Origin of the sequence: Margalitia sp. FSL K6-0131 (genome assembly GCF_038008735.1) — a bacterium.
Taxonomy (GTDB): domain Bacteria; phylum Bacillota; class Bacilli; order Bacillales; family Bacillaceae_C; genus Margalitia; species Margalitia shackletonii.
The window spans coordinates 4,660,690-4,673,430 of the sequence record NZ_JBBOZS010000001.1 but is presented as its reverse complement, the minus strand read 5'-3'; the positions used below and the strand labels follow the sequence as shown (position 1 = coordinate 4,673,430).

Below are 12,741 nucleotides of genomic sequence, written 5' to 3'. Positions count from 1 at the left end.
TTGGAAAATCTCCCAATAACTTAATTACCATTTATTATTTCAAGATTAGATTTTATTTTAGATATATTGTTTTTAATAAAGGGAATAATTTGTTCGGGTAACTGATTTAAATGAAAAAACCGTGCTTCTTTTTCTTGATGGTTATTCTGGTTTATTTCTCCTTCGTATTCAGTACATAAGTACACGATCGCAACAGGATGATATTCATCGCCGCTTTCCAGGACACGATTGATTAATTCCTTACCTGAATATACACTTAATAATTTTAGCTTCAGTAATTTTACACCTATATCTTCTAGAACAATTCGTGACATACACTCTTCAACGGACTCATTTAACTGTAAAATCCCACTTGGTATGTTCCAAGTTCCGCCTGCGTTTCGAGTCAATAATACTTCTCCTTGTTTATTAAGAATAGCTACACATGGGCGTACAACAATTAATGGAGAATTTCCAATCATTTTTCTTATATCTTCACAATAATCCATCATATCCCACCTTAAACGTATTTCTTTCATAAAACGCTGTCTTTTAATAAATGATGATGTGCTAAATTCATTTAAGTACGCTCTTTAATTTATCTTATATTAAAACCTATTCCGTTTACTAGGACATTCAAAAAATGTTTATAAATTCAATTTTGAATTTTTATAAAATTTAAAACCAACATGGTATAATTGACTTATATTAGAAAATAAGGGGTCCAATATGAAAAAGACGGGGCGTATTACACTTATTTGCATTTCTTTCTTGTTTTCAATTGTCGAATATTTTTTTTCTAGCGATGGTCTTTTATTAGCAATAATCGATTTTACCGTTGCTGCAATCATTGCATGGTTTGTTGGGTGGCAGCTTGATAAAGTAAGGTTATTTGCAAAGGAGAAAAAGGAAAGTGAGGAGAATTATAAACAGTTAATTGAACTGTTTCCTAAATCGGTCATTATTCACCGAAACTACGACATTCTTTATGTTAATAAATCTGCCTTAAAATTAGTAGGTGCCCTTCAGATGGAAGAATTAGTCGGAAAGTCCATTTTCGATTTTATTGATGAAGAGAAAAAAGAGCAGATACAAGAAAGGTTGGATTATTTACATAAAACAACAGAGCCTATTTCAGTCACAAATCTGAAATTAAAACTTTTAGACGGGAAGAATATTTATATTGAGTCAACATCCTTATCTATTGTTTATGAAGGAAGCTCTGCAGTATTATCCATTTGCAAGGATATTACCAGGAGCAAGGAACAAACCGAACAAATGCTTCAAAAATCAGAAAAGCTGGCACTTGTTGGACAAATGGCAGCAGGAATTGCACATGAAATCCGGAACCCTCTGACGTCTATTAAGGGTTTTATTCAGTTATTCCGGTCTAATACAGAGGAAAAAACGTATTATGATATTGTCCTTTCAGAGCTTGATAGAATTAATCACATTTTAGGGGAATTTCTTGTATTGGCAAAACCAACAGCAGTTGATTATAAAGAGGTTGATCTTCCGTTGATCCTAGATGATGTTGTGACTTTAATTAACACACAATCTATTTTGGCAAATATAGAAATTCAAACGGTGTACGCAGATCAATTGCCATACATTTTAGGAGAAGCAAATCAATTAAAACAAGTCTTTATTAATGTTTTGAAAAATTCTATTGAAGCGATGCCACATGGAGGAATTATTCAAATAAAGGCGGAAAAGAAGGATGATTCCCTGATCTCCATTTATTTTATCGATCAGGGGGTGGGAATACCGGAGGAACGTATCCCTTCGCTTGCAGAACCATTTTATACAACAAAGGAAAAGGGGACAGGCCTGGGATTAATGACCTGCTATAAAATCATTGAAGGGCATCGCGGCAATCTCCTTATTTCCAGCAAGGTTAACGTAGGAACGACAATTGAAATACGGCTTCCAGTTGCAACAGAAAAGCCAATTGCAATTTAGAATGCAAGGATAAGTATTTGAAACACAAATATAATCATAATTTAGATATGCAGCAGTCTATATAATGGAACGGAGGAAACCCAATGGAATTTTCATTCGATCATCTTGTCCATTTTGTTCAAAACCCACAAGAAGCGGTGGAAGAAATGAAAAGTATTGGACTTCATGCTTTTGTAGGAGGTAACCATGAAAAATGGGGGACCTATAACTCTTTAGCTTATTTCGGGTTAAGCTATATTGAATTTTTGGGGATAAGGGATCGTGTTAAAGCGGAAGAAGCGGCGCTCCATCATGATCTTACTAATCAAGCTATTAATCTTTTACCGACTATTCAAGGGTTTAATAGAATCGCTCTGCGAACAAATCAGATAGAGGAGGTTGCTGAGAAGGCGCGCATACTTGGTTTTAACATAGATGGGCCAGTTGAAGGGACGAGAACAAGAGATGATGGTGTAACTATCAGATGGAAAATGCTTTTTATTAAGCATGAGCAAACGGAATTGCCTTTCCCTTTTATCATTCAATGGGATCAGAGTGATGAGGAGCGTCGGCTGGATTTAAAAGAAAAAATAAATGGACATTCTATTGGTAGAGTGAAAATACAGGATTTGGTGTTTGCTGTCTGGGATCTGGAAAGGCAAACAGAAAAATGGAGCCGTTTTTTTGGATTAAAGAAAAGCTCCCCTTATGTAGATGAGGAGCTAAAAGCGACCTGTATTCAGCTTTCCTTAGGGGGAGGAAATCTCACGTTCGCCTCTCCTTCAGGTGATGGTTTTCTTTCTGATTATTTGAATCAACGTGGAGAAGGGCCGTTTTTGCTAAGGCTACAAGGAGAGCAGTCTATTCCGGCACAAAAGATTCTAGGTTCATATTTTCAAGTAATAGGGCAGGGATAAAAAACAAATTTGTCTTCGATCTTAAAAAATAGCGGACAGAGATTCCGCTATTTTTATTAAATGGTCCTAATTTAAGAGCTAACCGGACACAGAATCCGTTAATCACGCAAAAACACAAGAAAATGATTGCTTTTTTGTAATATAACGGAACCTGTGTCCGCAAACATTAGGATTTACCCCATTCTGTCACAAATAACGGAACTAGTGTCTGCCATTATTAGTCCGTAACTACTATAAGCTGTAGATCTGGCTGACCGTCTACTTTAGGTGCTCTGCACTACACTATTATGTCGATGTCGGCATTGCAGTATGCTGGAATTCGTAGAACATTTTCCTCGAAATTGCTAAATAGCCTTTTGAATTTGGATGAACACCATCAGGGCTAAGGTATTGTAAATGCTTATCATTGATAACTTTAGATGTTTCCACTACGATTGATGAATGGATTTGATCGGCTGCTTTATAAATATTAATATTCCACTTTGGCAGTAATTTATTAGCCAATCCGTAAAACTGATTGTTTGGATTAAGTGGATTATATAATTCCAAATAGACTAATGTTGCTTTTGGATTTAGCCTATTGATGTGCGTCGTTATTTGCATTAGGTTATTTTCAAAATCGTTTTGCAGTGTACGGAAAGATTGAATCGTTTGATAAATATTTTTTTGCTTAGCCAATCGAAGAATATCATTTCCCCCCACATTAACGGTAATAATATCTGCACCTTTTATTTCGTTATCAAACTTTCCCTGCTGGATAAGGTCATTAAGCTCCGTACTTGTAATGCCAGGAATGCCTTCATTGCTTGAAATAACCGTTTTTCCAGTAGCATGTTTTAATTCATTTGAAAACTGTGTAATGAAATCTTCCTGTTGATTTGCGCCAATTCCTTTAATCACCGAATCTCCAATAGCTAAATGATGAATTTTATGTGCTTTCATTTTAGCAAAGTATTGTAAATAGGAAGTTTCCTTATGATGTTGTTTTTTTGCAGACATTGCATGTGCTCTTTGCAATTTGTTTATTTGATATTGTGGGTAGTAATACCAAGCAGCTCCGACTCCTGCAACGATAATAAATAAAATAAGTATATATTTAATCCATTTCATGTTGCTTCTCTCCTTATATTTTTACATTATAACAAGTTAGGCATCATTTCATTCTGAAAATAAATCCAATATGTTTTCAACCTCGGAAAATTTTTTAAAAAAACTGCGATATACATAAAATCAATTCGTCTAATGTAATTAAAGGTAGCTTAAACTTCGTTGTTTATATAAAAAAAATCCGTATTTAAGGTTGTAGCCTTTTTAAGAAAAAATGCCCCGAAACTAAAAATAATATAGGATTTAAAGCAATTAACGAAAACAACCTAATTAGAAGACCGATATCGGAGGGTGAGAATGTGGATAGTAAAAAAATCATTTCCGATTGGTTTCATCAGTATAGCGACGATATATATCAATTTTTCCTTTACCGGATTCGGCCGAGTGATGTGGAAGATCTAGTTCAAGAAGTATTTATTCGAGCGATAAAAGGCTTGCAATCTTTTCAAGGAAATTCAAGTCCGAAGACTTGGCTTTTCAGCATTGCTCGTAATGTGGCAATTGATGAAATCAGGAAAAGAAAACGAAATAAATGGAGGGAGCCACTTGCTAATCAGGTGAATATAGAGCCGATTGATCACCTCACACCAGATTTCTTTCTGGAATTAAATGAGGAAAATAAGCTTTTATATAAATCGATTCAATCCTTAAAAGAAAATTATCGTGACATCTTAATCCTTAGGGGAATCAATGAGCTAACGACAGAGGAAGCTGCTGTAATATTGAACTGGAGTGATAACAAGGTTCGCTCCACTTATCATCGTGCAAAAAAAGCTTTACAAAGGCAGTTAGGAGGGACAGATAGATGAACCATCCAAACGAAGATTTGATAGAAGATAAGCTGAAAAATTTGCCTAAACCAAAATTAAATACGGAAGTGAAAAACAACATTTACTTTTCCTTGATGAGGGATGATCTCTATAAAAAGAAAGAGCCTGCTTTTTATACAAAGAAGATCGTCTTATCTCTGGTTGGGGTGTTTGCTTTAGTTATTTTCAGTTTCACTGTGGCGAGCAGTATGATAAAAAACAGCAATAATACCAACACCAGCTCCTTTTCTTTATCCATTGATCATAAGAATAAGGTCGATATAAAAAAACTTATTCCGTACAGAGAAAGTTATGTTGGTGATAGCAGCGCCGTAGTGGGAATTCTCCAGCAATTGCCTGGCAATCAGTATATAAAAGGTGGAGTTTCCCTAAGTACGAAAAAAGAACCGTACGGAATCCATGTTCATTACATTTCGAATGAAAAGTATTGGAGCAGGGATAACACCGAAAGAATTTTTCTTTATAACGCAACCACTTTATTTATTCTGATAAAAAATGTCGATGAGGTTTCATTTGATGTTAATACAAAAGAGGGTACACAATCCTTCCATACAACCAGAAAAGAACTAGGAAGCTTTTACGGTGTAACATTACGGGAATTATCTAAGAATCAACGGCAATGGGAAAATCTATTAAACTACACTTTTACCGATAAGGAAAAAGTGCAAAGCTTCTATGACAAACAAATTTTTCATAATGTAGATTGGACATTAAGCCCAACGTTCAAATCAGATAATAGTACAACGATGATTGGAAAAAAAGGAAAGTTAGGCATAATGAAATCTGACTTTACTGCTAGCCACCCTGGTAAATATTTGTGGGGTTTTTGGGGAGATAAAAACGAATTACAAGGTCCGGTAAAAATAATTGGAATGAAAAAGGATTCGGGGAATGTAACAAAGATTTTTTCGACCAATCAGCTAATAGGTCCTATACATGGAGCAGACCAGCATATCCCTTGTGATATGTACTTTCCTAGCTCAGGAGTTTGGTGCCTATATGTATATTTAAATAATAAGCCATTTGATTATATTGTTATAAAGGTGCATTAAGTCGGATAGTGAGAACATTATCCGACTTCCTTTTTACCCACCACTCATCAGGAAATATATGCTAAAATATGAATATATCGACTAAAAGTGGGTGTGAGTAATGGGAGAAGAAGTTTTAAGTATACGTGATTTACGAAAAAATTACGGATCAAAAGAAGTATTACAGGGAATTAATCTCACCGTTGAACGAGGAGAGATTATTGGATATATAGGGCCAAATGGTGCTGGAAAAAGTACGACGGTAAAACTCTTGTTGGGCATTGAAGAGGGATATTCCGGTGAAATTAAGATTTTTGGAAGGGATATATCTGATGGAAATATAGATTACAAGAGAAGAATTGGATATGTGCCTGAAATTGCGGAAGTATATGATAATTTAACAGGACAGGAGTATTTAACTTTTATCGGTGAGCTTTATGGGCTGGATTGTGACCTTGCAGATTATAAGGCTAAAAGTTTAATGGAATTATTCGGTGTAGGCGAAGTGTACCATTCTCGAATTGCCTCATACTCAAAAGGAATGCGGCAAAAACTTCTTATTATTTCAAGCATGCTGCATAATCCGGATATTTTATTTTTAGATGAACCGATTAATGGCTTAGACGCTAATAGTGTCATGATATTCAAGGAAATATTATCTCAGTTGGCTGCACAGGGAAAGACAATCTTTTATTCCTCCCATATCATGGATGTGGTGGAGAAGATCAGCAGCCGAATTATTCTGCTTCATGGTGGGAAAATTGCTGCGGATGGCAGCTTTGCGGAGCTGAAGGATCAAAATATGGAAGGAACGTTGGAGGAAATCTTTAATCAGCTAACTGATTTTCATGAACATAAGGATATTGGTACGAGATTTGTCTCTGTCGTACAAGAGGTGTAGAGATGAGGGATATTAGAACATTAAAGTTTTTAGACAAATTTAGCGGTCTATTCCAAAAGTTTGGTGTCGATTATCCCGCCATGAGAAAAATACTGCAAGTCAAACTTATCATGGATCAGAGAAGGGTACCGACCATCTTTAGCCAAGGGGCGCAAAGTAAGAAAAAGAAAGCGGGAGACGATGGAAATGGGTTTTTAAAATCCCTTTGGTTGTATGCCTTTTTTGGACTACTCACAATCCCGTTTATTGTTCTCGGCGAAAATTATCTTTTTCAAATGAGTATTATTTTTGGCTTTGTTATGTTTATCGTCATGACATCGATGATCTCCGATTTTTCTTCTGTTTTACTCGATATTCGCGATAAGAATATTTTACATACAAGGCCAATTGATAAGAAAACAATCAGTGCAGCCAAGATGATGCATGTATTCATTTACTTGTTCTATTTAACAGGATCTATCGTTGCAATTCCATTGATTGTAGGACTTTTTAGACATGGGATTATCTTTTTCTTACTATCTATTATTCTTATCATATTAATGGAAGCATTCATACTAGTAATAACGGCATTGATTTACATGTTAATTTTAAAATTCTTTGATGGGGAAAAATTGAAGGATATTATAAATTACGTCCAAATTGGGTTATCATTTTCCATTATGATTGGCTATCAAGTGCTGGGAAGATCATTCGAGTTTATCAATTTTCATGTGGTACTCACTCCAAAATGGTGGCAGGTGTTTATTATCCCGATGTGGTTTGGAGCACCATATGAACTGATTTTAAACGGACATTTTGATTCTTTTTACGTGCTATTCTCTATTCTGGCTATTGTTGTTCCAATTATCGCCTTTTTCATCTATTTGCGGTTAGTCCCGGCTTTTGAGAAAAATCTGCAAAAGCTTGCCACGCATAGTGTGAAAAAAGAAAAGAAACGAAGCAAATTAGAAAGCAGCTTCATCAAAATGATATGTTCAGGAAAAGAAGAACAGGCATTTTTCCGCTTTGCCAGCCTGATGATGAAAAATGAAAGGGATTTTAAGCTGAAGGTCTATCCATCATTAGGGTTCGCGATCATTTTGCCTTTTATATTTTTGTTTAATAGTCTTAGAGACGGCGGATTTTCCAGTATCTCCTCTGGAAAAGGATACTTAACAATTTATTCTACGATGATCATTATTCCAAGTGTCATCACCATGCTTAAGTTTTCTGGAAAATATAAAGGTGCATGGATATATAAAGCATTACCTCTTGACCATCTATCCCCATTATTTAAGGGAACATTGAAGGCGTTCTTGGTACGTCTCTACCTCCCATTGTATTTGGTACTTTGTCTTTTATTTATCGCCATTTTTGGGGTAAGGGTCATCCCAGACCTTATTCTGGTATTTTTAATTTCCGCTTTTTATTCGATTATTTGTTTTATCATCCTGAAAAAAGTCATTCCATTTTCGGAAAGCTTTGAATCGGTTGGGCAAACAGAAAGTTGGAAAATCTTTGTTTTGATGATCCCAATTGCCATTTTTGCCGTGCTGCACTATTTAAGCACCTTGGCAAGCTTTGGTGTGTATATCTACATTTTTATTATGTTGGTTGCAAACCTTTTTCTTTGGAAGAAAAGGATACGTGCCTAACCATTTTTTGGTGGCACGTTTATTTTCATGCAATAATCCAATAAGTTATTCCAAAAATGATTGCTGCAACAGAGGTTAATATTAAAATGGATAGCAGATACCCATTAAACTAGGCTTAGATATTAGGGACTGTATTTCCTGCGGTACTTTTTTATAAAAAATAAATATGAATTTTACATTGCAAATGTTCAACATTATAATGTAAATGGATAAAAATATAAAATTAGGAAGGAGAATAACAACTGAAAAAGTATCTCATTTCTATTTTGCTCGTTGTAACGGTTGTCTTGTCTGGATGTGGAGGTGCAGTAAATGTTCCTATGTCACAAATGGAACATAAGGGCATGAGTTCGATGCAAGGGAAAGTGACACCGACGGAAGCTGATTGGACAACCCCTAAGGAAATTAAACCAAATCAAGATTTCCCTATTTCTATTTTAATTAAGGATAAGAAAGGGAAACCAATACCGAAATTCGATGTAGTTCATGAAAAATTAATGCATATGATTATTGTAAGTAAAGACCTATCTTATTTTTCCCATATTCACCCCGAGTATAAAGGGAATGGTGAATTTGATATCAAGACCTCCCTTCCAGCAGCTGGTGACTATAATATCATTACAGAGTTTACCCCAAAAGGCTCGGAGGATAATGGTCTGCAAAGACATTGGATTCATGTGGAGGGAGATGCTCCCGCCCAAGAATCGATTGCACCGGACAAGCATATGACAAAAGTGATTGATGGGAAAAAAGTGACCCTTTCCTTTGATCATATTATGGCAGGCATGGACTTAGATATGAAGTTTACTATTCGTGATGCCAAAACAAATAAGCCAATCACCAACTTAGAGCCTTATATGGGTGCAATGGGTCATGCGGTTGCGATAAGCAAAGATTTAAAAGAATATCTACACATCCATCCAATGCCGTCAAAAGAACATGGTCCAGATGTAACATTTATGGTCTATTTCCCGAAAAAAGGTGTCTACAAAATCTGGGGACAATTTCAATATGAAGGAAAAGTGTTTGTAGCTCCATTTGTAGTGAAAGTGGATATGTAAAGAAAGAAGCTATGCTTAATAGGGTATAGCTTTTTTTGATGAGGAAATTTGCTACGAACGTGATATGCCTAAAAAACAGAGTTACGCGTAAAAACTTTAAAAACGTGCCCAGTATCAAGGTCAAGCATAGAAAATGGGAATAATAGTGATCGAATCGTACCCAAATCCGTGACAGCGAGGAGAAGAAAAGTGGCAGTTTGGTGAAGGCAATAGGAATCCAGTAGAAAATCGTACAGGAATAGGGTGTATTTGATACCTGAAAACCTTCCCACGTTCATCTTATGGTAACAAATCCTGCTCTGCCTTACTGTATTCGTCACTATTTCGTCTGAAAAAATACAACATTTTTTCACAAATAGTCACATATAATAGGTTGATATTCCAATTGGAAACAAGTAGTGTATAGGAAGAACCGATATAGGAGGTTTTTAAATGTTACCCGCAGAAAGACAACAGCAAATATTAACATGGCTGGAGAAGGAAAAAACAGTTACAGTGTCTGAACTTAGTAAAAGGCTTGATGTATCGGAAATGACGATCTATCGAGATATTAAGCCGCTAATTGATCAAAATAAAATATTAAAGACATCTCGTGGTATTTCATTTATTCAAACATCACCCATCCTCTCGCAAAATTGTACATACTGTTATAAAGATGCGAACACCAGACATAGTGTGCAATTAATTAAAATAGATCAAACTATTGAACATAACTGTTGTCCACACTGTGGTCTACTTCGGTACGCGGATATTGAAGATCAGGTTTCACAAATCATTTGTAAGGACTTTTTAAGCGGGACAACCATTAGTGCAAAAATCGCCTATTACCTAATCGGTGCTGATTTTCATATGAATTGCTGCAAACCGCAAGCCATTGTATTTGAATCTTACAAACAAATAGAACAGTTTCAAAAGGGCTTTGGAGGTTCCATTTTTACCTTTGAAGAGGCAATTTCGGAATTGAAAAGACGGATGAAGAATCCGCATTCGGATCATTGTTCTTCATAAGTTGGAATAAGATTGGGGGGAACAATTGATGAAAATAAATAAATTTTTTACTTGGTTCTTATTTGTATTAATCCTATTAATATCTTTACCACATACATCATCTGCACATGCCTATATTGTTAAATCCACGCCTGCAGAAGACGAAGTGTTGGAAAAATCACCTTCAAAAGTCAGTATTCAATTTGATGAGGAAATCCAGCCTGCATTTCGGTCACTAAAGGTATTGGATCAAACGGGTAAAAGAGTGGATCGGAACGATGCCCATATCAATAAAAAGAACAAAACGATTCTTGAAGGAAATTTGAAATCCAACTTAGGGGACGGTACATACACCATTCAATGGAATATTATTTCAAGTGATGGACATCCCGTTAATGGAACAATACCATTCCAAATTGGCAATGCGGGAAAAAGTGTCGGGCAAGCTGCCGCTGCTACATCCGGTTATACGCCACATGCGGATATGATCGTCATTCGCTGGTTATTTTATATTAGTTGTTCATTATTTGTCGGTGTTCTCTTTTTCTCTTTATTTGTTTATAAGGGAAAATCATTGTACTTTTCCAACAAAGTCTACCGAATTTTGCGTTATTCTATCTGGGGATTGTTCCTAAGTATTGTGCTAAGTCTTCCGCTTCAGACTACGATAGACTCCGGGTTATCATGGACAAACGCCATTCATTTTTCCTTGTTAATGGAAACCATTAAAGATACAAAATTTGGCCATATATGGCTGGTACAAATAGGACTAATGATTATTTTATCTTTCATTACCTATTTATTCATCCATTCTAAAGGAAAAAAACAAATGGCATATGCAGGAATCATAGCGCTGTTTGCCATCTTAGTTTCGAAATCCTTTATAGGACATGCAACGACCTTTAAATATCAATCAATTGGGATAACAATAGATTTTCTGCATATGGCTGCAGCAGCACTTTGGATAGGAAGTTTATTAGCGATTATTTTCCTTCTTCGAAAAAAAGAGGATGAAACATCTTATTGGTCCTCTATCCAACGATATTCGTATTGGGGTGCAGCATTTGTCGCCATTATCGTAGCAACGGGAATGTATGAAAGCTTTCAATTTATCCCGACATTTAATGCTCTTTTCCATACATCGTATGGTCAAATCATTATCGCGAAGATTGTTCTTTTATTATTCATGATAGGATTCGCACTTTTTAACTTTTTAAGAGGAAAAAGCAAAAAGAAAGCACTGGGACCATCCATATGGATTGAATTTGGTGTTGGTGTCATTGTCTTCATTCTTGCAGCGATCCTAACCAACTTACCGACAGGACTTGCTGCACCAGGGGATGTACAACAAACGACAGTCACAAAGGATGGATATTCCATCACTCTTCATATTACGCCAAATAAAATAGGTAAAAATGAGTTCAAGGTTGATATTCTTCGAAAAGGGAAACAGGTCCAAAATCTTGATCAAGTAACGTTATCTCTAATATGTCTTGATATGGATATGGGAGAAAATAAAGTCCAGTTCAATCGTAACGACCTGCAAGAGAACAAGCCGGTAACTGGAGTTCTAAGTATGGCAGGACGCTGGAAAATTCATGTTCACGGTTTAACGGAATCACTACAAAATATTGATGCAGACTTTACCATTACAGCGGGGAGTCAGTAAAGGAGAAAAGAAAATGAAAAAATTCATTAAAAATTTAACCAAAATCACTTTGCCAACAATCGCCGGCTTATTTTTATTCGCTGGCATAGCAAGTGCGCATGTTACGGTAAAACCAAATGTTTCTGCGCCAGGTGCTTGGGAAACTTATACGATTAAAATTCCGGTTGAAAAAGAAATTCCAACCACAAAAGTAACCTTGAAAATTCCAAATGGGGTAGAGTTCCAAGAATATCAGCCTGTACCAGAGTGGAAAGTTACAACAAAGAAAGACACGTCTGGAAAAGTAACAATGGTCACATGGGAAGCAACTGGAGATGGGATTCAACCTGGCCAATTTCAGCAATTCAACTTTGTTGCGAAAAACCCTGATAAAGAGGGAAGTGCAGCATGGGATGCTTATCAATATTATAAAGACGGATCAATTGTAGAGTGGACTGGAGATGAAAAATCCGACACACCACACTCCATTACATCTATTACAACAGCTCAACCAAATGAAAGTGCGGCAACTGCAAATAATCATCACGCTGACAATAAGGTAAAAGAAGACACTTCAAAAACAGAATCAGAAGAATCTAATTCAACACCAATTATTCTTTCTATTGTGGCTTTAGTTATTGCGGTAGTTGCTCTTATAGCATCACTTCGTAAAAAGAAATAATGAAAAAGAACGGCAATCAAATG

At 35.9% G+C, this 12,741-nt stretch carries 12 protein-coding genes; 10 read left to right on the top strand and 2 right to left on the bottom strand.

Annotated features, from left to right (window positions below; genetic code table 11):
* Positions 1-20: 20 nt before the first annotated feature.
* Positions 21-488: an NUDIX domain-containing protein gene (locus tag NSQ59_RS22860; protein ID WP_126649536.1), complete on the bottom strand. Its 468-nt coding sequence runs from the start codon at positions 486-488 to the stop codon at positions 21-23.
* A gap of 220 nt (positions 489-708) precedes the next feature.
* On the opposite strand from NSQ59_RS22860, the gene NSQ59_RS22855 reads away from it, so the two are divergent.
* Positions 709-1,941, top strand: coding sequence for an ATP-binding protein (locus NSQ59_RS22855; RefSeq protein WP_340832850.1), 1,233 nt, complete (start codon positions 709-711; stop codon positions 1,939-1,941).
* 83 nt (positions 1,942-2,024) lie between these two features.
* On the top strand, positions 2,025-2,837 hold the full coding sequence (locus NSQ59_RS22850) for a VOC family protein (protein WP_340832849.1): 813 nt from the start codon (positions 2,025-2,027) through the stop codon (positions 2,835-2,837).
* A 285-nt stretch (positions 2,838-3,122) separates the two neighbouring features.
* On the opposite strand, the gene NSQ59_RS22845 is transcribed toward NSQ59_RS22850, so the two are convergent.
* The gene (locus tag NSQ59_RS22845) at positions 3,123-3,947 is read right to left on the bottom strand and encodes a GDSL-type esterase/lipase family protein (protein WP_055742319.1); all 825 of its coding nucleotides are present in this window, start codon (positions 3,945-3,947) and stop codon (positions 3,123-3,125) included.
* Positions 3,948-4,243: 296 nt separating this feature from the next.
* Here NSQ59_RS22845 and NSQ59_RS22840 point away from each other — a divergent pair, with 296 nt between their 5' ends.
* From NSQ59_RS22840 to NSQ59_RS22805, 8 genes are all read left to right on the top strand, one after another.
* The gene (locus NSQ59_RS22840; RefSeq protein ID WP_340832848.1) at positions 4,244-4,753 is read left to right on the top strand and encodes an RNA polymerase sigma factor; all 510 of its coding nucleotides are present in this window, start codon (positions 4,244-4,246) and stop codon (positions 4,751-4,753) included.
* The gene (locus tag NSQ59_RS22835; protein WP_340832847.1) at positions 4,750-5,826 is read left to right on the top strand and encodes a DUF4871 domain-containing protein; all 1,077 of its coding nucleotides are present in this window, start codon (positions 4,750-4,752) and stop codon (positions 5,824-5,826) included. The genes NSQ59_RS22840 and NSQ59_RS22835 overlap by 4 nt, the downstream gene beginning before the upstream one ends.
* A gap of 100 nt (positions 5,827-5,926) precedes the next feature.
* A complete protein-coding gene (locus tag NSQ59_RS22830) occupies positions 5,927-6,706 on the top strand; it encodes an ABC transporter ATP-binding protein (protein WP_340832846.1) in 780 nt (259 codons plus the stop codon).
* A gap of 2 nt (positions 6,707-6,708) precedes the next feature.
* Entirely contained in the window at positions 6,709-8,340 is a 1,632-nt protein-coding gene (locus tag NSQ59_RS22825) for a hypothetical protein (protein ID WP_340832845.1), read from the top strand.
* Positions 8,341-8,684: 344 nt separating this feature from the next.
* Positions 8,685-9,401 carry a hypothetical protein gene (locus NSQ59_RS22820; RefSeq protein ID WP_321198680.1) on the top strand — a complete coding sequence of 239 codons (717 nt, stop codon included), beginning with the start codon at positions 8,685-8,687 and terminating at the stop codon, positions 9,399-9,401.
* Between the two features lie 432 nt (positions 9,402-9,833).
* Complete coding sequence (locus tag NSQ59_RS22815) at positions 9,834-10,409, top strand: DeoR family transcriptional regulator (protein WP_340832844.1); 576 nt, start codon at positions 9,834-9,836, stop codon at positions 10,407-10,409.
* Between the two features lie 28 nt (positions 10,410-10,437).
* A complete protein-coding gene (locus NSQ59_RS22810) occupies positions 10,438-12,057 on the top strand; it encodes a copper resistance CopC/CopD family protein (RefSeq protein ID WP_340832843.1) in 1,620 nt (539 codons plus the stop codon).
* Between the two features lie 13 nt (positions 12,058-12,070).
* Complete coding sequence (locus tag NSQ59_RS22805; protein ID WP_340832842.1) at positions 12,071-12,718, top strand: YcnI family copper-binding membrane protein; 648 nt, start codon at positions 12,071-12,073, stop codon at positions 12,716-12,718.
* Positions 12,719-12,741 lie beyond the last annotated feature (23 nt).

Bases quoted from the DNA above. Each gene is read 5' to 3' on its own strand.
- NSQ59_RS22850 (WP_340832849.1), top strand. From the start codon at position 2,025: ATGGAATTTTCATTCGATCATCTTGTCCATTTTGTTCAAAACCCACAA.
- NSQ59_RS22825 (WP_340832845.1), top strand. From the start codon at position 6,709: ATGAGGGATATTAGAACATTAAAGTTTTTAGACAAATTTAGCGGTCTA.
- NSQ59_RS22805 (WP_340832842.1), top strand. From the start codon at position 12,071: ATGAAAAAATTCATTAAAAATTTAACCAAAATCACTTTGCCAACAATC.
- NSQ59_RS22830 (WP_340832846.1), top strand. From the start codon at position 5,927: ATGGGAGAAGAAGTTTTAAGTATACGTGATTTACGAAAAAATTACGGA.
- NSQ59_RS22855 (WP_340832850.1), top strand. From the start codon at position 709: ATGAAAAAGACGGGGCGTATTACACTTATTTGCATTTCTTTCTTGTTT.
- NSQ59_RS22835 (WP_340832847.1), top strand. From the start codon at position 4,750: ATGAACCATCCAAACGAAGATTTGATAGAAGATAAGCTGAAAAATTTG.
- NSQ59_RS22815 (WP_340832844.1), top strand. From the start codon at position 9,834: ATGTTACCCGCAGAAAGACAACAGCAAATATTAACATGGCTGGAGAAG.
- NSQ59_RS22820 (WP_321198680.1), top strand. From the start codon at position 8,685: ATGAGTTCGATGCAAGGGAAAGTGACACCGACGGAAGCTGATTGGACA.
- NSQ59_RS22845 (WP_055742319.1), bottom strand. From the start codon at position 3,947: ATGAAATGGATTAAATATATACTTATTTTATTTATTATCGTTGCAGGA.
- NSQ59_RS22810 (WP_340832843.1), top strand. From the start codon at position 10,438: ATGAAAATAAATAAATTTTTTACTTGGTTCTTATTTGTATTAATCCTA.
- NSQ59_RS22860 (WP_126649536.1), bottom strand. From the start codon at position 488: ATGGATTATTGTGAAGATATAAGAAAAATGATTGGAAATTCTCCATTA.